The sequence below is a fragment of the Gordonia rhizosphera NBRC 16068 genome (assembly GCF_000298195.1).
Lineage (GTDB): Bacteria > Actinomycetota > Actinomycetes > Mycobacteriales > Mycobacteriaceae > Gordonia > Gordonia rhizosphera.
Genome location: NZ_BAHC01000009.1, coordinates 1 through 22,617, shown reverse-complemented (window position 1 = coordinate 22,617; position 22,617 = coordinate 1). Strand labels below are relative to the sequence as shown.

Below are 22,617 nucleotides of genomic sequence, written 5' to 3'. Positions count from 1 at the left end.
TCAGCGGTGTTGCGGGAGGTGTCTGTTCCCGGGTGCGTCGTCGGTCGGCGGCGCGGGGGGAGGAGGGGAGAGGGACAGCAGGACCGCCCCGGTCGGGTCCCGGACGAGGTCGGCGACGGTGTGCTCGTCGAGGCTGTCGAAGAAGGCGCGCTGGGCGCGGGCGAGTGCGCCGCGCAGGCGGCATGCGCTGCGGAGTGGGCACGGTTGGGACCCCTCGCAGTCGACGACCTCGCCCGGGCCCTCGAGGGTGCGGGCCAGCCACCCGATCTGCGCCTCGCGACCGAGGTCGGTGATGGCCAGGCCGCCGGCGCGACCGCGGCGGGAATGCACCGCACCCATCTCCGCCAGGCGGCCAACGACTTTCGCGACGTGTGTGTAGGGCACCGCGAGTTCTCGCGCGAGATCCTTCGTCGTCATCGGTGTGGTGTCCGAGGGTTGTTCACCGGCGACCGCGAGGCGCATGACGATCCGGAGTCCGATGTCGGTGAACCTCGTCAGTTGCATGAGCCGAGTACACCATAATTGGAATCTAAAATGCATATTTAAGATCGGTGATGCCCATCACATCCGTGGGGCCGCTCGTTGCGGGCGCGGAGGAGCGGTGGGTGCCGCAAACTGATGCCTATGACGACGACACCGGAGACACCGTCGGGCGGTTTCTTGTCCTGGACAAGGGTGGACGGTGGCGGCGTCATCGGCCCCGGCGAACGTCTGAGCTGGCCGCGCACGGTCGGGATCGGATTGCAGCATGTGGTGGCGATGTTCGGTGCCACCTTCCTGGTCCCGGTGCTGATCGGGTTTCCTCCGGCGACCACGTTGCTGTTCTCCGGTATCGGTACCGTGCTGTTCCTGCTCATCACACGCAACCGGCTGCCCAGCTACCTCGGGTCGAGTTTCGCGATCATCGCGCCGGTGCTGGCGGCCACGGCATCTCACGGTCAGTCGGCCGCGCTCGGCGGAATCTTCGTCGTCGGCACGTTGCTCGCCGTGATCGGTGTGATCGCGCACTTCGCGGGTATCGCATGGATCGAAGTGCTGATGCCTCCCGTTGTGACGGGCACGATCGTCGCGCTGATCGGACTGAATCTGGCCCCGACCGCGAAGGCGAACTTCGAGCAGGACCCGGTCATCGCGACTCTGGTGCTCGTTCTTCTCGTGGCTTCGGTGGTGTTCTTTCGCGGATTGCTGGGTCGACTCGCGATATTCCTGAGCGTGATCTTCGGTTATCTGATCTCACTGGCCTTCGACAAGGTCGACACGAGTGGGATCGGACAGGCCGCGTGGGTCGGGTTTCCCGACTTCACCACCCCGACTTTCCACTGGTCCGTGATCCCGATGTTTCTCCCGGTGGTGCTGGTACTGCTGGTGGAGAACATCGGCCATGTGAAGTCGGTCGCGACGATGACCGGGGTCGACTACGACCGCAGGATCGGCCGCGCCCTGGCGGCCGACGGGTTGGCCACGATGCTCGCCGGGAGTGGGGGCGGCGCGGCGACCACGACCTACGCCGAGAACATCGGGGTGATGGCGGCGACCAAGGTGTATTCGACCGCCGCCTACTGGGTTGCCGGTGTGGTAGCGGTGCTGCTCGGGCTCTCGCCCAAGGTGGGTGCGGTGATCGCCGCGGTGCCACCGGGAGTACTCGGCGGTATCACCACCGCTCTCTACGGCCTGGTGGGAATCCTTGGTGTGCACATCTGGGTGACCAACCGCGTCGACTTCGGCCGTCCCGTCAATCAGTTCACCGCCGCGATTCCGCTGGTCATCGGCATCGCCGATTTCACCTGGGTGGTCGGCGATCTCAACTTCGGCGGCATCGCGCTGGGCGCCGGCGCCGCACTCGCCATCTACCATTCGATGACGCTGATCGGCCGGTGGCGGGGAACCGTGCCACGCCCTGCGGTGTCACCGCCTGCCACCGAGTCCGAGTGACCAGCGGGTACCCCGTCGACCGTGCGCGCCAGACCCTCGACTGTGCACGCTAGTTCGTCGATCGTGCGCGGGCACCCGCGCACGACGCTGGACTGCGCACGATCGCAGGATTCACGTGCACGGTCGACGCTGTGATGCGCACGCTCGACGGGGTTGGGGTTGCACGGTCGACGTGGGTGCCCCCGGCAGGACTCGAACCTGCGACCTAGGGATTAGAAGGCCCTTGCTCTATCCACCTGAGCTACGGAGGCGTCCGCCGTCGGACGGCAGCGTGGGCGAGTATATCGGGCGGCATCGGGTCGGACGTACCCAACCGCCGGTCGATGGGACCGCGAGGGCCCGCGGGGCCGCACAGGCGGTAGTGGATCAGTGGCTCATCGCTGCACCGAGGACCTCGTCCTCCTCCGCGGCTTCCTCGCGAGCCTCGGCGATGTAGCGCTCGACGGCAGGAGTCGGGAGCTTCACCCACCAGGCAAGGGCGAAGATGATCCCGCTGAAGACGAAGGTCACCGGGAATGCGGTGTCGAAGTGCAGGACACCCAGACCGCCGCCGTAGTCGCCCAGCCAGGAGATCAGCGCCAGGCCACCGAGCCACGGGAGATACCACACCGCACCCTGCCAATCCCAGCTGATGTGACGATCGTTCTCGGCATCCAGGGCGACCATGACACCAAGCATGACGACACCGATCAGCACCGCGATGAACAGCTTGAAGTTGGTCGACCAGCCGGTCCAGTACACGATCAGATTCGCCGACCAGAACGCCAGGAAGGCGATCACGTACACGAACGGCAGTTTGAACGGCCGCCGCTGGTTCGGGATCTGCTTGCGGAAGGTCACGACCGCCAGCGGACCGGACCCGAAGGACAGCACCGTCGCCGAGGTGATGAAGCCGACCAGCTGCTGCCAGCTGGGGAACGGCAGGAAGAGGATGAGCCCCACGACGAATGCGAGGATCATACTGACCAGCGGGACGCCGCGGTGCGTGGTGCGGCCCAGGGATTCGGGGGCGTTTCCGTTGCGTGACATCGCGTAGGAGATGCGGGCTGTGACTGTGGTGTAGATCAGTCCGGTGCCGGCAGGTGAGATCACCGCGTCGATGTAGAGCAGGGTGGCCAGCCAGCCGAGCCCCAGTATCGATGCGATGGCCGCCAGCGGTCCGAAGTCGTTGGTGAAGCTGATGTTGCTCCAGCCGCTCGCGATGTCGCTGGGATTGACCGATCCGATGAACGCGACTTGGAGTAGGACGTAGATGACGACGGTCAACAGGACCGATCCGATGACGGCGAACGGTACATTGCGTTTCGGGTTGTCGGATTCACCCGCCAGTTCGATTCCCTGTCGGAAACCCAAGTACGAGAACACGATTCCGGACGTGGCGATCGCGGTGAAGATGCCGTGCCAGCCGTCGGGCTTGAATCCCTGCGAGGTGAAGTTGTCGGTGTTGAACTGCGTGAGCATGAACGCGGCGATGACGATGGCGATGATCGCGAGCTTCCACCACACCACGACATTGTTGACCGCGGCGAACCACCGGATGCCGTAGTAGTTGATCACCACGAACACGGCCATCGCGATGACCGCGACGACCATACCGAGTCCAGTGAGCGTGTGCACGGTGGCGCCGCCGACGGTGTGTCTGCTGGTGAACGGTGCGTACTTGGTGGCGTAGGTGAGCGCGGCTTCCACCTCGATCGGTGCGACCGAGGCACACGCCACCCAGGTGATCCATCCGGTCATGTAGCTGGAGAAACCACCGAACGCGATGTGCGGGAAGCGTACGACTCCGCCCGACAACGGGAACATCGCGCCGAGTTCCGCGTAGCACAGGCCGATCAGCAGGATCATCAGGCCGCCCAGGCCCCAGGAGATGACTGCGGCAGGACCGGCGATCTGGGAGGCGTTCATCGCGCCGAACAGCCAACCGGAACCGATGATCGAGCCGATACTGGCGAAGAGCAGTCCAATTCGCCCGACATGTCGCCGCAGCGGTGGTGTGCCTGTCGAAGAATTCGAGTAAACGTCCGTGTTCTGATCGGCCATGGTCGGCTCCTCCCGCCGAATCGTCTGCATCGTGTTCGAGCGACGATGCCCGGATTCCTCCAACGGTAGGACGTCGACGTGGTTCTTGCGAGGAATTTTTACCGAAACATTATCTGCAATAAGACAATTCAGATAGACGGAACTAATCGGTCGAACCGGTGATTGGCGTCATTGCGGACATGCGCTCGAGGGGTGAGGTCCCGGCGCGGTTGAACACCCGGTGCCGGCTGGTCTCGACGTCGACCGCGGAGTGGTAGATCGCCGCCGTCACCACCGTGCCGCAGACACGGGCCGGTCGCCACGCGTGGAAGGACCGGTTGTCGTCGCGTCCTCCGCGAGACACAGCGACCGCACCACATTGTGGAACACCACCAGACCGTAGAGATTCGGTGCACCCACGATGCCGGTCGTCTTCGGCAGCATCGCCGAGGTGATCCCCAGCCCGGGGAACAGTTGGTTCACCAGCGCCGCCGCCGGGTCCATGCCGCCTTGGCGCCAAGCGATCTCGACCATACTCGTGGCCAGTCCGTAGGCATAGTAGGCCGCGGTAAGCGACTTCGTCACCGATAGTGACGACAAGGGGACTCGATGGGCGAAGTCCAGTTTCTTGTTCCGGTTGTGGTTGAGCCCCAGGATGATGTCGATCGGAGCGCCACCGACGAACGGCACCGGCGAGAGCCCCAGGCTCAGTGCCTTCTCGATGGTGTTGAAGTCCGCGGGATCGGCCGGGATCGGATTGTCCGGTACGGTCGTCGACCGCATGAAGCGGTCCAGATTGGCGGTGGCCGCACGGATGCGCTGCCCTTGGACGCCGGGCGAGATCGACTGCAGGTAGTCCGACGTCCTGGTGACGATCCGGGTCAGCGGGAGATCGCCGATGGGCTTACACGATCGCGAATCGGCAAGCATGACCTGGCCGGCCATGTCCTTGACGACCTCGGGGACCGGGTAGGCGAACCGAAGGTCCTTGACACTCTTCCCCGCCCGCTCCTTTTGTGAGCGCGTGACGGACACGATGCAGGCGTCGATGAGGCGCTTGCTGACTGTCTGGTAGATCTGCCTCGCACCGTAGACGCCGAGCATGATCGGCAGTGCGATCAGCGTCCCGACCGTCAGCGGCCCGGCGATGGTGGCGATGGCGGGCATACTCCTGGCCGCGACCGACGCCGGGATCATCACGGTCACATACAGATAGAGCCACGCCGTCTCGACCGCCCGCGCCAGTGTCAGGTATTCCACCGGGATCGCCTGCCCGGCGCGACCTTCACGGACACTGATCAGCTGTGTGACCAACCATTGTGAGATCGGATCACGGTAGGTCATGATCGGTGACTCCGGGTCGGCACCCAGATCGTAGGGATGACTCGACACCGCGAGCTGCGAGATCCTCAGACGGTCCATATCCCGGTGCGCGGAGGCCTTGATGTCCGCGGAGCGCGCTCGAACCTGTGTGGGCACAATGCCCGCGATTCGTCGACCGGGAACCTGAGGGTGAGATCCGTCGGCCGGATGTCGATGTCATGTTGTTACTTTCGGGAGGTGCGGAGCTTGAGTTGGCCGGTGTCGTAGAGGCGCAGTAGTCGGACGATGTAGCCAGTGTCGACCTTCACGACCGAATGCTGGCTGACGGTGACACGTTCGGAGAATGTGCCCAGCACCCGCCCGACCATCGGATACCGTGCGGCTGTGGTCTTCATCGGTCTCTCCTGTGCGGTGGGGCTGTGATGGGTGGTCAGTGCGTGATCTTGAGCATCGTGGCGGTGGTGCCCTGCCACAGGGTGCCGTCGGGTCCGATCACCGCGGTGAGCTGGATCGGGTCGTCGAACGGTGTGAGCGCGACCGGAACGAAGGCACGTCGCTGTCCCGTCTCGAAATCGACTGCCGAGTAATAGACCTGGCCGGAATTCTGTTCCCCGCCGAGGTTCACCGGTGTGTTCGCGAATCCGAGGAAGTGGATCTCGCCGTTCGAGGTGGACAACTTGGGTAGGGTGGCCACCTTGTCGCGGCTCCCGGTCTCCCATGCCCGTCGGCAACCCTGCGGCGACACGTCCACCTTGGTCAGGCCGCCCGTGAAGGGGGCGGTCCGCGGAGTGGCCGGTCCGTCCTCGGTGACCGATGGGTATTCGGAACCCCAAGTGCTGGAGAGGATCAGCGAGTTCTTCAACGCGACCGGCGAATTCTCGGTCGCCGGTCCGCCGAAGGTGCCGAACGCGGACATACTGCAGACGGTCGAACCGTCGTCACTGTTGTAGACGTTCACCTTGGGATCCGCTCCGTTGTCGACGATGGCGACGTAGGACGACTTGCCCGGACCGAAATACGTTGGCGTGGTTCCGGAACCACGGCTGAGCTGGCCGGGCTTGCGAATGCCGCCGCCGTTGTCGTAGGCGCGCCGCCACACCGTGGTGATCGTGTCTCCGGCGATCCGCAGCCCGTAGAGCGCGTGGTCGGTGACCACTGCCGCTTGTCCACCGGGCCGGATCGAAAAGCTGTTCTTGATCTCCTCCCCGGCCGGGAGTTGCGCGGTGACCATGGAGCCGTCGGCGGAACGGGCGCCGACGGTTCCGCCGACGGGGCGAACCACAGCCGACCCTCGAAGTCCGGCATGATGGCGTTGATCGCGTCACCGGACCGGATGTGGCTGCCCAGGTCGATCGTCTGGTCGATGAAGAGCTGCCAGCGGCCCGCGGCCTTGCGGTGGGCCAACTTGACGACGCGGTCGGCGCCGGCGCCGATGACCACCCGATCCTTGGAATCGAGGAAGCCATACACTCCCGAGAACAATGAGCCTCCGGGAATCTGTAGGTTCGCCAATGGCGCGGCCGTGACGGGATCGAACAGGGTCACCGACGGCACACCGATCTTCAGTCCGTCGCCGACATAGCGGGTGCAGAGACCCACGGGGATCCCGTCACTGCCGATCATCGTCGTGGGCACCGCTCCGGTGACCGAGCGTGCCGTCAGATGTGCGCCGCGACCAGGTCCGGAGTAGGGGGTGGTGTCGGTCGAGTAGGGATCCCCGTGCATGAGGGACGAAGACATCGGCTCGACGTCGAGGCCGGCGGGCGCCGCGGATGCCCCGGGAGCGGTGAAGCCGAATGTCGTTGCGAGGGTGAGCAGGCCGATCACGGCGTACTTGGTGAGCTTCATCTGTGTGGCTTCCTCGGTCAGGGAGTGATCTTGAGCATCCGGGTCGCGTTGCCGTCGCTCGACGGCCGGATCTACGCCATCCAGGTCCATGCCAATGGCTCGAACTCACTTGCGAAAGCCGTGAACCTCTCGCACCATCTGGGCTCCGGCGATCAGATCCACAGCGCGCTGCCCGATTGGGACGGTCGGGTGTGGTTCACACCGACAAGGCCATCTACCGGATGCAGGCCAACGCCGGTGGCACACCGGTCGTGGACTGGCGCACCGTGTACCCGAATGACGGTGTTCGCAAGCCTGGAAAACTGTCTGCCGGCGCCGGCTCCACCCCGACCCTGATCGACGACACGTGGGTCGCCACCACCGACAACGGTGACCCGACGAGTGTCGTGGTGTATCGGCGTGGTCCGAAGTCGACGGGCGGCGGCACCCAGGTGTGCCGGGTGCCCGTGTTCCCCAAGGGTGCCAGCGCCGACTTCCAAATCTCTGACCTACGCCGACGGGCAGATCCTCGCGGAGAACAACTACGGCTACTCGGGGCCGCAGGCCACCATCGGCGGCCGGAGCACCGTCCCCGGGCTCGCCGCGATCAGCTTCGACCGCTCGACGGAGAAGTGCCGCGTGAAGTGGGTCAACAACACCGTGTCGTCACCGTCGGCGATTCCGCGGCTGTCGTTGGCGAACGGTCTCGTCTACACCGCGTCCAAGCCGCGCCGTACCAATGGTGCCGACGAGTGGTATCTCACCGCGCTCAATTGGCGCACCGGACGCACAGTCTACGAGCTGAAGTACGGCAACGGGCCGCTCCTCAACAACAACTTCGCCGGGTTCAATCTCACGCCCGACGGCGCCGCGTACATGGGCGTGTTGAGCGGGGTGGTCAGGATTGACGACACGCACTGATCCAGGTGCGGACGGCGACCAAGCGCGCTTCCGCCCACCTCCGGAGGGGACTGCCAGTAGCGTGGCCGGCATGGGCAGGCGCTGGTTCGAGGTGGCTGCCCGCGTCGTGTCCGCGCATCCCGCACCGATCATCGCGGCGCTGACGTTCGCCGCGACTGCGTTCGTCATGCGATTTCCACAGCGCGACGGCCGGCCCGGGGACACCTCGTTGCAGGGGTCGCGTACGCCGGGCTCGGCGCCGCGACAGTGCTGATGTGTCGTCGGTGGCCGCACGCCGCGCTCGCCGCGGCCACGGCGGTGTTCATCGTCTATGGGCTCGTCGTCGGCGATTTCAACCCTGCGCTACAGCTCCCGATCATGGTGTGCGTCTATTACCTCGTCACCGAGCGGTCGCCGCTGTGGAGTGCGGTGGTGGTGACCGGGTTGGTCGTCCTCGTGTGGATCATCGCGGTCGCGACCACATCGGGCCACTGGATCGGGCCGAACCGGCTGGGGACGGTCGCCTACATTTTGTTGGCGGCCGCGGTCGGGGCGGTGAGTCACACCCGCCGGGCCTACCTCGAGGCGCTCGAGTCGCGGGCCCGCCTGGCCGAGCGGATGCGGGAGGACGAGGCCCGCCAGCGCGTCGCCGCCGAGCGGCTGCGGATCGCGCAGGACCTGCATGACATCACCGCACACCACCTGTCGCTGATGCACATGCAGATCGCGGTGGCGTTGCGGCTGCTGCACACCCGGCCCGACGAGGCGGCCGAGATCCTCGGACGTCTGCAAGACACCGCGCGTGCCGCGCTCGATGAAACCAAGGCTGCGGTCGGCATGCTCCGAGGCGGGGACGAGTCCGGCGATCTTGCCCCGACACCGGGCCTGAGGGATCTGGCCGAGCTGATCGATGCGCATCGCAAGGCGGGGATGCGCATCGATGTGACCACGACCGGAGTTGTGGTGGACCTGCCGCCCGCCATCGATCTGACCGCCTACCGGATCGTCCAGGAGGCACTGACCAACGCGGCGCGGTATGGCGCCGGTGGCGAGGTCCGCCTGGACCTCGCCTACGGCCTCAACACCCTGACCATCTCGGTGGCCAACACCGTCGCGGCGACTGTCTCGACCCGCGCACGCCCGCAGTTCGGGATCATCGGCACGGAGGAGCGCGCCCGGTCGGTCGGCGGTAGTGTCACGACACGCCGCGACGGGACCGAGTTCCAGGCGGTGTCCCGCCTTCCACTGCACCCGGTCGGCGAGAGTTGGCAGGGCACATCATGATTCGAGTGGCATTGGCCGATGACCAGCACCTGTTCCGGGCCACGTTGCGGGTGCTCATCGACAGCGAAGCCGACATGGAGGTGGTCGGGGAGGCGGCCGACGGTCACGCGGCGATCGAGATCGCTCGCGACGCCCACCCCGATGTGATGCTGATGGACATTCGCATGCGCGGATGGACGGTGTCGAGGCGACCCGCCTGATCGCCGGCGACGCCGCGACCGCGGATATCGCCGTCCTCGTGCTCACCACCTTCTTCGAGATCGACGAACATGTCGAGGCCGCGATCCGGGCCGGCGCCGCCGGATTCGTCGGCAAGGAGATCGAACCCGACGAGCTGCTGTCAGCGATCAGGCGGGTCGCCACCGGTGATCCCGCACTGTCGGCGGTCGCCGGACGCACCCTGATCGAGCGTCTGCGCGCCGGCGGGCCGGCCGCGAGCAGGGCGCTGGACGATCTCGGCGACTTCGACGTCCTGACACCCCGCGAACGTGAGATCGTCATCCTCGCCGCCGAGGGCAGGAACAACCAGGACATCGCCCGTGAACTGACCATCAGTGTGCTGACCGCGAAGACCCACATCAACCGGGCGATGGCGAAGGTCGGGGCCAGGGACCGCGCTCAGCTCGTCGCACATGCGCACACCAGCGGCCTGCTGCGGGGACCGTGACGGGTGATCGGCAGCCCACACCGCGGCATGGCAATCCTGCCCACCACGCGGGTGGTACAAACTGAGCATGCTCGCACGACACGCCGTCCGGTCCGTCGCGATCCTGCTCATGGTCGGCGCGCTGGTCGTCGGCGTTGCGAACGACACTCGGGCGGAAGGGATGCCACGGGCGATCCCACCGGTCTCCGAGGCGGCTCGGGCGGTCGGCCTGATCGACGTGCGCTCGGCGGTGCCGGACGCACTCATCGACCTGCGGTACGCGACCTCGGACAATTTCGTCGGCGAGGCGCTCTATCCCGCGGACGCACGGTGTCTGGTCCACGAGAGCATGCGAGCAGGGTTGGCGACGGCGGCCCGAGCGCTGCGCCGCAGCAACGAGGTCCTGGTGTTCTGGGACTGCTACCGCCCACATTCTGTGCAGCAGAAGATGTTCGACAAAGTCTCGAATCCGGCCTGGGTCGCCGCACCCGGACCCTATTCGCGCAGCCATGAAGCCGGCAGATCGGTCGATGTGACCGTGGCAGCCCGGCTGCCGGAGTGTCCGAAGCCTCGACGCATCGCCGACCGCTGCCTTCTCGACATGGGCACCGATTTCGACTCCTTCACGCCTGCCGCGACGGCCTACGCCACCGCGGGCGTGCCGGTCGCCGCGCAACGCGCGAGGGCGCGGTTGCGCAACGCGATGGCGGCCGGCGGGCTGGCGGTCTACTCGGGCGAATGGTGGCACTTCGACGGCCCGGGCGCCGGTGCCCGACGGCCGGTCATCGACGTCGCGCCGAGGTGATGGCCGAGCGCACGTGATCGCGATAGCGATTGTGGGCTCGCTGGATCATCACCCCCGTTGGGCGTTCACTGGTGAGGCGCGGGGGTGAGGGCTCCTGCCGATCCATCCGAGAACGGAGGCGGGTACGCCATGGGCAACTCGAACGGCATCGATGAGCGCCGGGTCTTCGAGACCGCGGCGGGGCACTTCGTCGATATGGTGCACGGCATCGCGGCCGACCAGTGGGATCGACCGGGCCTGGGGGACTGGTCGGTGCGCGCGCTGGTCGGTCACACCGGGCGGGCGTTGAGCACGGTGGCCGACTACATCGACCGACCGGCCGATGACCAACGGATCCGCGACGCCGCGGACTACTACCTCACCGCGGCGGCCGGGGCCGACCCGGAGGCGGTGCGCGCCCGCGGCGAGCAGGCGGGTCAGGCCCTCGGTGATGACCCGGTATCGGTCGTCGTCGCTGCACGCGACCGCGCGCTGGCGGCACTGGCGCGCGTGGACAACCCGCTCATCCAAACGGTGGTCGGCGGCATGTACCTGCTCGACTATCTCCCGAGCCGCACAACCGAACTCGCCGTGCACGGGATGGACGTGGCGCGGGCCACCGGGCAGGACGTCGCCGTGCCGGCAGAGGTGGTCGAGGTGGCGACGGCGGTACTGGGCGCCGCCGCCGCGCGGCGCGGCGACGGTGAGGCCGTACTCGCCGCCCTCACCGGGAGGTCCGCTCTGCCGGCGGGATTCACCGTCGTCTAGAAATCGGTGGAATTCGTCGAGTAGTCCACAGATCGCGGTCGGCCGCGTTCGCGGCGCCGGATCTGATCGATGCTGACTCCAGCCACGACATCGCGTGGCCAGGGGAGAATCCGAGGAGTCGAGCATGTATGAGACCTACACCACCGTGATCGGGACGGTCATTTCCGAACCGCGCCGGCGCCAGACGAACACGGGTGAGGAGGTGATCTCCTTCCGCGTCGCCTGTAACTCGCGGCGAATGGACCGCAGCAGCGGCGAGTGGACCGATGGTCCCACGCTCTATCTCACTCTGTCCTGCTGGCGTCGCCTGCTGACCGGGGTCGGACTTGCGGTCGCGAAAGGTCGACCGATCATCGCCCACGGGCAGATCCGGACCAATGAATATGTCACCGCCGACGGCGACAAGCGCTCCGACCTGGAGATGACCGCGACCGCGGTGGGCCTCGACCTCAGTCGCTGTGTCGTGAGCTACCAGGGCACGTCGGCCTTCACCGACACCGAGGCCGCCGGTTCGGTCGGAGGAGCGGACGGCGCCGCGAACCCCGACGACGCAGACCCGGCAGATCAGCGCACCGCTGCATGATCATGGTCGGGTGGCGGCGACAAGTATCGCCGCCACCCGGGCACTGCCGATCCCGCTGACGCGTCGCACGCGGGGCGCACTGCGTTCCCCGGAACGGGGTGCGGTTCGCGTTGTCCGGAACGTTGTCTCCGAACGCCCTGCGGTGGGTGCCCCGCCTGCAGGATCACCGCAAGTGCGCGGTGACTAGACTCGAAGGCTGTTGTGCCATGAGGGCGAAGTCCCCTGCGTGTGTCCGGCCCCCGGCCCTCGGGGGTTCCGCGGGGCGACGACCACGGACGAGCAAGCAAAGACGCTGGTAGAGAGGTTGAAGCGTGGCTGAGTTCATCTACACGATGAAGAAGGTACGGAAGGCGCACGGTGACAAGGTCATCCTCGATGACGTCACCATGTCGTTCTTCCCGGGCGCCAAGATCGGTGTCGTCGGACCCAACGGTGCGGGTAAGTCGTCGATCCTGAAGATCATGGCCGGGATCGACCAGCCGTCCAACGGCGAGGCATTCCTCGATCCCGACGCCTCCGTCGGCATCCTCCTGCAGGAACCGCCCCTCAACGAGGAGAAGACGGTCAAGGAGAACGTCGAAGAGGGCATGGGTGAGATCAAGGTGAAGCTCGACCGCTTCAACGAGATCGCCGAGCAGCTCGCGACCGACTACTCCGACGACCTCATGGAGGAGATGGGCAAACTCCAGGAGGACCTCGACAACGCCGACGCCTGGGATCTCGACTCCCAGCTCGATCAGGCGATGGACGCCCTGCGCTGCCCGCCGGCCGACTCCCCGGTGACCCACCTGTCCGGTGGTGAGCGACGACGGGTCGCGCTGTGCAAGCTGCTGCTGTCCAAGCCCGATCTGCTGCTGCTCGACGAGCCGACCAACCACCTCGACGCCGAGAGCGTGCTGTGGCTAGAGCAGTTCCTCGCCGGCTACCCAGGCGCGGTGCTCGCCGTCACCCACGACCGCTACTTCCTCGACCACGTCGCGGAGTGGATCTGCGAGGTCGACCGCGGCAAGCTGATCCCGTATCAGGGCAACTACTCCACCTACCTGGAGAAAAAGGCCGAGCGCCTCGAGGTGCAGGGCAAGAAGGACCAGAAGCTGCAGAAGCGCCTCAAGGAGGAACTCGCCTGGGTCCGCTCCGGTGCCAAGGCCCGCCAGACCAAGAACAAGGCCCGCCTGGCCCGCTACGAGGAGATGGCCGCGGAGGCCGAGAAGACTCGCAAGCTCGACTTCGAGGAGATCCAGATCCCGACGCCGCCGCGGCTGGGTGACGTGGTGGTCGAGGTCTCCCACCTCGACAAGGGCTTCGAGAACCGCGTGCTCATCAAGGACCTGTCGTTCACGCTGCCGCGCAACGGCATCGTCGGCGTCATCGGTCCCAACGGTGTCGGCAAGACCACCCTGTTCAAGACCATCGTCGGGCTCGAGGACCCGGACTCGGGGACGGTCAAGGTCGGCGATACGGTCAAGTTGAGCTACGTCGACCAGAGCCGCGCCAACATCGATCCCAAGAAGACGGTGTGGGAGGTCGTCTCCGACGGCCTCGACTACATCGAGGTCGGCCAGAACGAGATGCCGTCGCGTGCCTACGTCAGCGCGTTCGGTTTCAAGGGCCCCGACCAGCAGAAGCGGTCCGAGGTGCTCTCGGGCGGCGAGCGCAACCGTCTCAACCTCGCGCTGACCCTCAAGGAGGGCGGCAATCTGATCCTGCTGGACGAGCCGACCAACGACCTCGACGTGGAGACCCTCGGTTCGCTGGAGAACGCGCTGGAGAAGTTTCCCGGCTGCGCGGTGGTGATCAGCCACGACCGCTGGTTCCTGGACCGCACCTGTACCCACATCCTGGCGTGGGAGGGCAACGTCGAGGAAGGCCAGTGGTTCTGGTTCGAGGGCAACTTCGAGGCCTATGAGGCCAACAAGGTCGAACGCCTCGGCCCCGAGGCGGCCCGCCCGCACCGGGTCACCTACCGCAAGCTCACCCGCGACTGAGAACGCGCCGAGACGGCTGCCGGACGCGGTCGCGGTCACTACCATCGCAAGGGAGGAGGCACACGCCGGAGATTCCGGTGTCCCTGCCTCTCCCGCGATGGGGTGAACACGGTTGCCGAACATGACATCGCTTCTGCCGCAGGCGATCGCGCGCTACTACAGTGCGTCGCCGGCTGCGGTCCCCGACGAGGCGAATCTGAGGGATCCGGGTTCCCCCGACTCGGACGAGGTCGCCCGCGTGCGCCATCACCTCGAGGTCGCTCATCGTCGTGATCCGGGTGGCCGGCTCGTCGACGTGGTCGTGACCGACTCCGGCGGCATCGAGGTCGTCGCGGTCAACGACGACATGCCACACCTGGTAGAGGCGGTGCTGGCGACCGTCGAGGCCCATGACCTCACCGTCAGCCGGATGGACCACCCGGTCGTCCCGGTCATCCGGAACGACGACGGTACGCTCGCCGAATTCTGCGAGGAGGGCGACGCCACCGCGGTCGAGTCGTGGATTTTCGTCAGCGCGCTGTCACACCGACCCGATGTTGATCTCGAGGCTCTGCGGGCCGATGTTTCAGACGTCGTGGGCCGCGTCGTCGACGTGGACCGAGACGTCGACGAGATGCGGACTCGCATGACCGTGTTGGCCGCGCACTGCGGGACCGTGCCGGCGAGTTCGGTCGCCGGGATCAGTGCCGCCGACAGCGCCGAGTACGGGGAGTTGCTGGCGTGGTTCTCCGGTAATCACTTCATGCCGCTGGGCTACACCCACGTCACCGCCGACGGCACCACCGACGAACGGCTCGGGATCTGGCGGACCGATGCGGTGTGGTCGGACTTCCCGCTTGTCACCGAGCGACCGTTGTTGCCCCGCGTGTCGCGGGTGTACCTCAAGACCGGGATCCAGCGCTCGAATTTCCCGACCCTGCTGCAGGTGCCGACCTTCGGGACCGACGGCGTGCCGACCGGCGAGCACCGTTTCCTGGGTGCCTTCACATCCTCCGGGCTGCATCAGACGGTGCTCGATGTCCCGGTGCTGCGTGAGAAGGTCCACGCGGTCACGACCGAGGCGGGTGTCGAGGAGGAATCCTACGCGGGCCAGTCGATCCTCGAACTGTTGCAGATCTATCCGCTCGTGGAGATGTTCGCGGCGTCGTCGGACGAACTCAAACGGCGGGTGGACGGGATGCTCGAGGCGGTGGCCACCCGCTCGCTGCGTCTGTTCGTCCGAGCCCACCCGGAAGGACGGATGGCCGCCGCCCTCGTGTTCATCCCGCGCGACCGATACACCACCCGGGCGCGCCTGCGGCTGCAGTCGGAGTTGCTCGACGAGTTGGGGGGCTCGGACCTCGAATACACCGCGCGGGTCAGCGAGATGCCGCTCGCGCTGCTGCAGGTGCTCGTGCGCGTGGACGCGGACACCGCGCGTTCGCTCGGCACCCTCGACACCGGAAGTGAACGACACCAGGCGATGCAGGCCCATCTCGCCGACGCCATCCGCAGCTGGGACGAGCGGGTGCGCGCGCTGGGCCGGTCCACGGCGATGTCGATGACACCGGAGGAGATCCTGGCCGAGTGGCCCGCCGGCGGCGTGGACACGTTACTGCGGATGCTGCCGTCGCTGCCCGACGACTACAAGGAGCAGCGCCCGCCTCGGGCCGCCCTCGAGGACCTCATCCACGTGACCCGACTGGAGCCGGACGGGGTCACGGTCACCCTCAGCCGTTACGTCGAAGATGACGAGACGGACCGCGACGCCACGATCGACGCCGGTTCGGTCGGTCAGCGCTGGAACTTCACGCTCTACCTCGGCGGTGGGACGGCCACCCTCACCGACGTCCTGCCGGTCCTGCACAGCCTGGGCCTCGACGTCCTCGACGAGCACCCGTACCACCTGAACCGCCCCGACGGATTGTTGTGTTCGGCATACGAGTTCCGGGTCGCGCTGGCCCAGGACGTGTCGGTGGACCTGGAGTCGCTCGACGACCTCGAGCAGCGGTTCACCGACGCTTTCCGGCAGATCTGGCGGCGTAACGCCGATGTGGATGCGTTCAACGAACTGGTCATTCGCTGCGGGCTGGACTGGCGTTCGGCTGCCATGCTGCGCGCTTACGGCCGCTATCTGCGCCAATGCGGGTTCTCCTACACCACCAGCCACGTCGCCACGATGCTCGGCGAGCACCTGGCGGTGACCCGCGGGCTGGTGGATCTGTTCGCGGCCTCCTTCGATCCGGTGGCCGCCGATCCCCGTCGCCGCGACGACGCGCTGGAGCGGCTGCGCGTCGAGGTCGGCAAGGTGATCAGCCTCGACGCCGACCGGATCCTCTCGGCCTTCGTCGCCGTGGTGACGGCGACATCGCGCACCAACTTCTACGTCACCGACCAGCACGGTCATCGTCCGGTGATGTCGTTCAAGCTGCGTCCGCGGGAGATCCCGGAGGCTCCCCGACCCCGGCCGATGCACGAGATCTTCGTCTATTCACCCCGCATCGAGGGGGTGCACCTGCGGTTCGGCATGGTCGCGCGTGGCGGGCTGCGGTGGTCGGATCGGCGTGAGGACTACCGCACCGAGATCCTCGGCCTCGTCAAGGCCCAGGCGGTGAAGAACGCGGTGATCGTCCCGGTGGGCGCCAAGGGCGGTTTTGTCGTGAAGCGTCCGCCGTCGGCGACCGACGACCCGGCGGCCGATCGCGAGGCACGTCGCACCGAGGGCGTCGCCTGTTACCGGGCCTTCATCGAGGGCCTGCTCGACGTCACCGACAACATCGACCACCAGACCGGGACGGTGGTCCCGGCACGGTCGGTGGTGCGCCGCGACGGCGACGACCCCTACCTCGTCGTGGCCGCCGACAAGGGCACCGCCTCGTTCTCCGACATCGCCAACGACGTGGCGGCACAGTACGGGTTCTGGCTGGGTGACGGGTTCGCGTCGGGCGGCTCGGCCGGCTACGACCACAAGGCGATGGGGATCACGGCGCGCGGCGCCTGGGAGTCGGTGAAACGTCACTTCCGCGAGATCGGTGTGGACACCCAGTCCGAGGAGTTCTCCGTCGTCGGTATCGGCGACATGAGCGGCGACGTGTTCGGCAACGGGATGTTGCTGTCCGAGCACATCCGACTCGTCGCCGCCTTCGACCACCGGCACGTCTTCGTCGACCCTGACCCGGATGCCGCCGCGTCCTTCCGGGAACGCGCGCGCCTGTTCGAGTTGCCGCGCTCGTCATGGGACGACTACGACACGTCGGTGATCAGCGATGGCGGCGGTGTGTGGTCCCGTGAACAGAAGTCGGTGCCGGTCAGCGCCAAGATGCGGGACGTACTCGGACTTTCCGGCGACGTCACCGAACTCTCGCCTCCGGAACTGATCCGCGCAATGCTGCTCGCCCCGGTCGACCTGCTCTGGAACGGCGGTATCGGCACCTATGTGAAGGCGTCGACCGAATCCGACGCCGAGGTCGGTGACAAGGCCAACGACGCGATTCGGGTGAACGGAGACGAGTTACGGGTCAAGGTCTTCGGGGAGGGCGGCAACCTGGGTGCCACCCAACGCGGCCGCATCGAGTTCGACCTGGCCGGGGGACGGATCAACACCGACGCGATGGACAACTCCGCGGGCGTGGACTGTTCGGACCATGAGGTGAACATCAAGATCCTGCTGGATTCGGCGGTGTCGTCGGGCGACCTCGACCGCGCGCAACGCAATCCGTTGCTCGAATCCATGACCGACGAGGTCGCCGACCTCGTCCTGACCGACAACATCTCGCAGAACTCCGAACTGGGGTTCTGCCGGTCCCAGTCGACCGCGCGGGTCGACGTGCACGCACGGATGCTGGCCGACCTCGCTCACCATCACGGGGTGGACCTGCGGCTCGAGGCGTTGCCGGAGCCGGTCCAGCTCGAGAAGCGCATCGATGGCGATATGCACCGCGGTCTCACTTCGCCGGAGCTGGCGACGGTGATGGCGCATGTGAAGTTGGCGACCAAATCCGATCTGCTGGTCACCGATCTTCCCGACAACGAGGTGTTCGACGAGCGTCTGTCCGCCTATTTCCCGGTCCCGCTGCGCGAACGATTCGCCGCCGGTATCCGTGGGCACCGGCTGCGTCGGGAGATAGTCACCACCACGCTCGTCAACGACGTGATCGACAAGGCCGGGACGACGCACCTGTTCCGCTTGAGGGAGGGGAGCGGCGCGACGATCGAGGAGGGGGTGCGCGCCTACGTGGTCGCCAATGCGGTGTTCGGGATGGACGACCTGTTCGCGCGCATCCTGCACGCGTCGGCGCCGGTGACCGCCATCGACGAGATGCTCCTCTACAGCAGGCGGCTGCTGTTCCGGGCGTCGCGCTGGCTGCTGGCGTTCCGTCCGCAGCCGCTGGCCATGGCAGCCGAGATCACCCGCTACGCCGAGCAGGCGGCCGAACTGTCGTCGCTGGTCGACACCTGGTTCGGCGCGAGTTCGGCACTCGACGTCGATCAGCGTGTCGACCGCTACCGCGAGATGGGGGTCTCGGAGGATCTCGCCCACGACGTGGCGGTGAGCCTGCACCGGTTCTGTCTGCTCGACATCATCGACGCCGCGGAGATATCCGACCGCAATCCCGTCGAGGTCGGGGAGACCTACTTCGCGGTGATGGAACACTTCGGTCTCGAGGAACTGTTGACCGCGGTCTCCAACCTCGAGTACGGCGACCGCTGGCATGCGCTGGCTCGTCTGGCGCTGCGTGACGACATGCAGGGCGCGCTGCGGGCGCTGACCCTGAAGCTCCTCGAGATCGGGGAACCGGATGAGTCGCCGTCGGAGAAGATCGACGAGTGGGAGATGTCGAATTCCTCGCGGCTGGCCCGGGTCCGATCGGTCCTGACCGCGATCGAGGAGTCCGGGACCGCGGATCTCGCGGTCTTGTCCGTCGCCGCGCGGCAGTTGCGCAGCATGATTCGCTGAGCAAACAACTGTCGGGGGCGTCGCGTGCCGGGCTATCGTTCTGTCATGGCCCGGACCGCGCTGCGCATCTGTCCGTTCTGTGAGGCGACCTGTGGACTCACCCTGAACCTCGATGAGGACTCGCGGGTGCTCGGCGCCCGCGGTGACCGCGACGACGTGTTCAGTCACGGCTTCATCTGCCCCAAGGGAGCCAGTTTCGCCGAACTCGACAACGACCCCGACCGACTGTCGCGACCGGTGATCCGGCGCGGTGACGAGTTCGTCGAGGCCGGCTGGGAAGAGGGTCTCGCCGCCGCGGCAGATGGTCTGGCGGCGGTCATCGCCGAACATGGTGGCCCGGCGGTCGGGCTGTATTTGGGCAACCCGAATGCGCACACGGTCGCCGGACACCTGCACGTGCCGCTGCTGGCGCGGGCGATCGGCACCCGCGTGCTGTTCAGCGCCAGCACCCTCGACCAGATGCCCAAGCAGGTCGCCCAGGGACACATGTTCGGCGATCCCTTCGCGTTCTCGGTCCCCGATCTCGACCGCACCGATCATCTGGTCATCATTGGCGCGAATCCCGTTGTCTCCAACGGAAGTCTGGCCACCGCGGCCGATTTCCCCGGGAAACTGGCCGCCCTGCGCAAGCGGGGCGGTCGGCTGACCGTCATCGATCCGGCGGCCACCCGTACGACCCGGCTCGCCGACACCCACCTCGCGCCCCGGCCGGGGACCGACGCCGCGCTCCTGTTCGGCGTGGTGCACACGCTGTTCGACGAGGGGCTCGTCGCCCCCGATCTGGGCGGGATCGCCGAGCACGTCGTCGGCGTCGACGAGTTGCGCGCCGCGGCGACCGATTTCGCGCCCGAACAGGTCGCCGAGCACTGCGGCGTCGCAGCCGAGGAGATCCGCGATCTCGCGCGAGCCATCGCGGCATCGCCCTCGGCGGCGGTCTACGGTCGCATCGGCACCACGACCGTCGAGTTCGGCACGACCGGCAGCTGGCTGATCGACGCCATCAACATCCTCACCGGCAACCTCGACCGGCCCGGCGGTGTGATGTTCCCGCTGGCGCCGACCGCCCCGACGCCGCGGGCCCGCCCGGGACGCGACTTCCGGATCGGGCGATGGCACAGCCGGGTGTCGGGATTTCCGGAGGTGGCGGGCGAACTGCCGGCCACAGCCCTCGCCGAGGAGATCGAGACCCCCGGTCCGGGGCAGATCCGGGCACTCGTCGCCGTCGCGGGCAATCCGGTGCTGTCGGCTCCCGACGGACAGCGCCTCTCCCGCGCACTCGAGGGCATCGGGTTCATGCTGGCCATCGACCCATATCTCAACGAGACCACCCGTCACGCCGACGTCATCCTGCCGCCGCCCCCGCCGTCGCAGAGTCCGCATTTCGATTTCACCCTCAACCGGCTCGCGGTGCGGGCGTCGGCGCGGTACTCGCCGCCGGTGCGGCCCCCGGCCGACGGGCGGCCCGACGAGAGCGCGATGCTGTCGCGGATCACGCTGGCGCTGAGCGGTTTCGGTGTCGACTCCGACCCGGCGCTGGTCGACGAGCAGGTGATCGCCACGATGCTCGCCAAGGAGGTCGCCGATCCGACGTCACCGGTCGCCGGGCGCGACGTCGGCGAGATGGTGGCGATGATCCCCGACGGCCCGGGCTACGAACGACGGTTGGACACGATGCTGCGGCTCGGCGCGTACGGGGACGGGTTCGGTGCCCGGCCCGACGGACTGACGCTGGCCGCTGTCAAGGAGTCCCCGCACGGCATCGACCTGGGGCCGATGCGCCCCCGTCTGCCCGACGTGCTGCGTACCGCCACGGGGAAGATCGAGCTGGCCGCCGACGCTCTGCTCGCCGACGTGGCCCGGCTACGCGCCTCGCTGCACCGGAGCCCCGACGACATGCTGCTGATCGGCCGTCGGCACCTGCGCTCCAACAACAGCTGGATGCACAACCTGCCGGCACTCTCGGGTGGCAGCAACCGTTGCACCTTGCGCATCCACCCCGACGACGCGGCGCGGCTCGGTGTCGACGACGTGGCGATCGTCAAGGGAGCGGGAGGCGAGCTGCGGGTGGCCGTCGAGGTCACCACCGAGATCCGGCCCGGTGTCGTGTCGCTGCCGCACGGGTGGGGACACGATGTCGAGGGGACGCGGACGTCGGTCGCATCCGCCGACCCGGGCGTGAATGTGAACCAGCTCAACGACGGAGCCCTGCTCGACCCCCTCTCGGGCACCGCGGTCCTCAACGGTGTCCCGGTGCACGTCGCACCCGTCTGAGGCGATCGGAGCGCATGCGTAGGGTAAAGCCGCGACACTTCGGTCGCCCAACGTGCCGACCGTAGGGGAAGGACAGGCGTGCTCTACGAGGACGCGGGGTTGTGAACTGTTTAGCCTGGTGTGAGTTTTCGTGATCGAATGTGTGTTTTGGTGAGTGTGTGAAGTTGGCTGAGTGGGCGCGGACGCAGGGTGTGCATCCGCAGACTGCGTACAGGTGGTTTCGTGAGGATCGGATGCCGGTGCCTGCTCGTCGTCTTGAGTCGGGGACGATCTGGGTAGAAGCGCTTGCGGCAGAAGAGCGCTGTACGCGCGGGTGTCGTCGCATGATCAGCGTGCTGACGTGGACCGTCAGGTCGCCCGGCTCACGCAGTGGGCTACCGCGAACGGCCACGAGGTCGGGGAGGTGGTGACTGAGGTCGGGTCCGGGGTGAACGGGAAGCGACCGAAGATTCGGCGGGTGCTGTCGGACCCGTCTGCGAGTGTGGTGGTTGTGGAGCATCGCGATCGCCTGGCTCGTTTCGGGGTCGAGCACCTGGAGGCAGCTCTGTCGGCGCAGGGTCGGCGGATCGTGGTGACTGATGAGGGCGAGACCGAGGATGATCTGGTCCGGGACATGATCGAGGTGTTGACGTCGATGTGCGCGCGGCTTTATGGGCGTCGTGGTGCGCGGAACCGGGCGATGCGCGCGGTCACCGCGACCAAACACGACGAGCCGGTCGAGGCGTCCTTCTGATGGCCAGGTTCGAGATCCCTCGGGGTTGGACGGCGCAGGCATACACGTTCGCGGTCGATCCCACGCCGGCGCAGGTGCGGGCGTTCCGGTCTCATGCAGGTGGCGCGCGCACGGCGCACAACACGATGCTCGCGGTGGTGAAGGCGGTGCTGGATCAGCGGGCAGCAGAGCGTTCCTACGGGCTCGCCGAGGAGGAGTTGACGCCGTCGTTGAACTGGTCGCTGGCCGGTCTGCGTAAGGAGTGGAACGCCCGCAAGGGCGAGGTAGCGCCGTGGTGGGCCGAGAACTCCAAGGAGGCCTACAACACTGGCCTCGACAGTCTGGCTCGCGGCCTGGACGCGTGGAGCAAGTCCCGCGCCGGTGAGCGGGCCGGGAAGACCGTCGGGTTTCCGAGATTCAAGACCGCGCGGTCACGGCGGTCGGTGCGGTTCACCACCGGAACCATCCGGGTCGAACCCGACCGGCATCACGTCACGTTGCCCAGGATCGGCCGGATCAAGACCCACGAGTCCACCCGCAAGCTCGCCCGCCGCGTCGAGGCGGGTACCGCCCGGATCTTGTCGGCCACCCTGTCCGAAGACTCCTCGGGACGGTGGCATGTGGCCTTCCAGGTCCTCGTGCAG

18 protein-coding genes, 1 tRNA gene and 1 pseudogene are annotated in these 22,617 nt (G+C 67.0%); 14 read left to right on the top strand and 6 right to left on the bottom strand.

Annotated features, from left to right (window positions below):
* On the bottom strand, positions 1-504 hold the full coding sequence (locus GORHZ_RS00630) for an RrF2 family transcriptional regulator (protein ID WP_006329316.1): 504 nt from the start codon (positions 502-504) through the stop codon (positions 1-3).
* A 120-nt stretch (positions 505-624) separates the two neighbouring features.
* Here GORHZ_RS00630 and GORHZ_RS00625 point away from each other — a divergent pair, with 120 nt between their 5' ends.
* Positions 625-1,932, top strand: coding sequence for a uracil-xanthine permease family protein (locus tag GORHZ_RS00625; RefSeq protein ID WP_006329315.1), 1,308 nt, complete (start codon positions 625-627; stop codon positions 1,930-1,932).
* Between the two features lie 177 nt (positions 1,933-2,109).
* Here GORHZ_RS00625 and GORHZ_RS00620 read toward each other — a convergent pair.
* From GORHZ_RS00620 to GORHZ_RS31490, 5 genes are all read right to left on the bottom strand, one after another.
* Positions 2,110-2,183 (bottom strand) — tRNA-Arg (locus tag GORHZ_RS00620).
* Positions 2,184-2,298: 115 nt separating this feature from the next.
* The gene (locus GORHZ_RS00615; protein ID WP_006329309.1) at positions 2,299-3,975 is read right to left on the bottom strand and encodes an APC family permease; all 1,677 of its coding nucleotides are present in this window, start codon (positions 3,973-3,975) and stop codon (positions 2,299-2,301) included.
* A gap of 267 nt (positions 3,976-4,242) precedes the next feature.
* Positions 4,243-5,376 carry a hypothetical protein gene (locus GORHZ_RS00610; protein WP_157205001.1) on the bottom strand — a complete coding sequence of 378 codons (1,134 nt, stop codon included), beginning with the start codon at positions 5,374-5,376 and terminating at the stop codon, positions 4,243-4,245.
* Between the two features lie 125 nt (positions 5,377-5,501).
* A complete protein-coding gene (locus GORHZ_RS30680; protein ID WP_006329305.1) occupies positions 5,502-5,672 on the bottom strand; it encodes a hypothetical protein in 171 nt (56 codons plus the stop codon).
* Positions 5,673-5,707: 35 nt separating this feature from the next.
* Positions 5,708-6,559 carry a hypothetical protein gene (locus GORHZ_RS31490; protein ID WP_006329303.1) on the bottom strand — a complete coding sequence of 284 codons (852 nt, stop codon included), beginning with the start codon at positions 6,557-6,559 and terminating at the stop codon, positions 5,708-5,710.
* A 1,025-nt stretch (positions 6,560-7,584) separates the two neighbouring features.
* On the opposite strand from GORHZ_RS31490, the gene GORHZ_RS29360 reads away from it, so the two are divergent.
* The 13 genes and pseudogenes from GORHZ_RS29360 to GORHZ_RS00545 all read left to right on the top strand — a co-directional run.
* Positions 7,585-8,025 (top strand): hypothetical protein, encoded by a 441-nt coding sequence (locus tag GORHZ_RS29360; protein ID WP_006329301.1) that lies wholly within the window; start codon positions 7,585-7,587, stop codon positions 8,023-8,025.
* Between the two features lie 70 nt (positions 8,026-8,095).
* Complete coding sequence (locus tag GORHZ_RS00595) at positions 8,096-8,278, top strand: hypothetical protein (RefSeq protein ID WP_157205000.1); 183 nt, start codon at positions 8,096-8,098, stop codon at positions 8,276-8,278.
* Entirely contained in the window at positions 8,278-9,288 is a 1,011-nt protein-coding gene (locus GORHZ_RS00590) for a sensor histidine kinase (protein WP_051998707.1), read from the top strand. The genes GORHZ_RS00595 and GORHZ_RS00590 overlap by 1 nt, the downstream gene beginning before the upstream one ends.
* A complete protein-coding gene (locus tag GORHZ_RS32065; protein WP_006329295.1) occupies positions 9,285-9,488 on the top strand; it encodes a response regulator transcription factor in 204 nt (67 codons plus the stop codon). Before GORHZ_RS00590 ends, GORHZ_RS32065 begins: the two co-directional genes overlap by 4 nt.
* Entirely contained in the window at positions 9,461-9,955 is a 495-nt protein-coding gene (locus GORHZ_RS00585) for a LuxR C-terminal-related transcriptional regulator (RefSeq protein ID WP_006329293.1), read from the top strand. Before GORHZ_RS32065 ends, GORHZ_RS00585 begins: the two co-directional genes overlap by 28 nt.
* Before the next feature lie 67 nt (positions 9,956-10,022).
* On the top strand, positions 10,023-10,739 hold the full coding sequence (locus GORHZ_RS00580; protein WP_006329291.1) for a M15 family metallopeptidase: 717 nt from the start codon (positions 10,023-10,025) through the stop codon (positions 10,737-10,739).
* A 129-nt stretch (positions 10,740-10,868) separates the two neighbouring features.
* Positions 10,869-11,486 carry a maleylpyruvate isomerase family mycothiol-dependent enzyme gene (locus tag GORHZ_RS00575; RefSeq protein WP_006329289.1) on the top strand — a complete coding sequence of 206 codons (618 nt, stop codon included), beginning with the start codon at positions 10,869-10,871 and terminating at the stop codon, positions 11,484-11,486.
* A gap of 124 nt (positions 11,487-11,610) precedes the next feature.
* Entirely contained in the window at positions 11,611-12,069 is a 459-nt protein-coding gene (locus GORHZ_RS00570) for a single-stranded DNA-binding protein (RefSeq protein WP_006329288.1), read from the top strand.
* 311 nt (positions 12,070-12,380) lie between these two features.
* Complete coding sequence (gene ettA, locus GORHZ_RS00565) at positions 12,381-14,054, top strand: energy-dependent translational throttle protein EttA (protein WP_006329287.1); 1,674 nt, start codon at positions 12,381-12,383, stop codon at positions 14,052-14,054.
* A 121-nt stretch (positions 14,055-14,175) separates the two neighbouring features.
* Complete coding sequence (locus GORHZ_RS00560) at positions 14,176-18,990, top strand: NAD-glutamate dehydrogenase (protein WP_040529536.1); 4,815 nt, start codon at positions 14,176-14,178, stop codon at positions 18,988-18,990.
* Positions 18,991-19,035: 45 nt separating this feature from the next.
* On the top strand, positions 19,036-21,261 hold the full coding sequence (locus GORHZ_RS00555) for a molybdopterin-dependent oxidoreductase (protein ID WP_040529535.1): 2,226 nt from the start codon (positions 19,036-19,038) through the stop codon (positions 21,259-21,261).
* A gap of 158 nt (positions 21,262-21,419) precedes the next feature.
* Positions 21,420-21,994 (top strand): annotated as a pseudogene (locus tag GORHZ_RS00550) (IS607 family transposase).
* Positions 21,994-22,617: helix-turn-helix domain-containing protein (locus tag GORHZ_RS00545; protein WP_006329279.1), on the top strand; the 624-nt coding region annotated here is incomplete at its 3' end. The pseudogene GORHZ_RS00550 and the gene GORHZ_RS00545, both read left to right, overlap by 1 nt.

Bases quoted from the DNA above. Each gene is read 5' to 3' on its own strand.
- GORHZ_RS00595 (WP_157205000.1), top strand. From the start codon at position 8,096: ATGGGCAGGCGCTGGTTCGAGGTGGCTGCCCGCGTCGTGTCCGCGCAT.
- GORHZ_RS00625 (WP_006329315.1), top strand. From the start codon at position 625: ATGACGACGACACCGGAGACACCGTCGGGCGGTTTCTTGTCCTGGACA.
- GORHZ_RS00610 (WP_157205001.1), bottom strand. From the start codon at position 5,376: ATGGACCGTCTGAGGATCTCGCAGCTCGCGGTGTCGAGTCATCCCTAC.
- GORHZ_RS00615 (WP_006329309.1), bottom strand. From the start codon at position 3,975: ATGGCCGATCAGAACACGGACGTTTACTCGAATTCTTCGACAGGCACA.
- GORHZ_RS30680 (WP_006329305.1), bottom strand. From the start codon at position 5,672: ATGAAGACCACAGCCGCACGGTATCCGATGGTCGGGCGGGTGCTGGGC.
- GORHZ_RS00590 (WP_051998707.1), top strand. From the start codon at position 8,278: ATGTGTCGTCGGTGGCCGCACGCCGCGCTCGCCGCGGCCACGGCGGTG.
- GORHZ_RS00560 (WP_040529536.1), top strand. From the start codon at position 14,176: ATGACATCGCTTCTGCCGCAGGCGATCGCGCGCTACTACAGTGCGTCG.
- GORHZ_RS00570 (WP_006329288.1), top strand. From the start codon at position 11,611: ATGTATGAGACCTACACCACCGTGATCGGGACGGTCATTTCCGAACCG.
- GORHZ_RS00555 (WP_040529535.1), top strand. From the start codon at position 19,036: ATGGCCCGGACCGCGCTGCGCATCTGTCCGTTCTGTGAGGCGACCTGT.
- GORHZ_RS00575 (WP_006329289.1), top strand. From the start codon at position 10,869: ATGGGCAACTCGAACGGCATCGATGAGCGCCGGGTCTTCGAGACCGCG.
- GORHZ_RS00580 (WP_006329291.1), top strand. From the start codon at position 10,023: ATGCTCGCACGACACGCCGTCCGGTCCGTCGCGATCCTGCTCATGGTC.
- GORHZ_RS00630 (WP_006329316.1), bottom strand. From the start codon at position 504: ATGCAACTGACGAGGTTCACCGACATCGGACTCCGGATCGTCATGCGC.
- GORHZ_RS00585 (WP_006329293.1), top strand. From the start codon at position 9,461: ATGGACGGTGTCGAGGCGACCCGCCTGATCGCCGGCGACGCCGCGACC.
- GORHZ_RS32065 (WP_006329295.1), top strand. From the start codon at position 9,285: ATGATTCGAGTGGCATTGGCCGATGACCAGCACCTGTTCCGGGCCACG.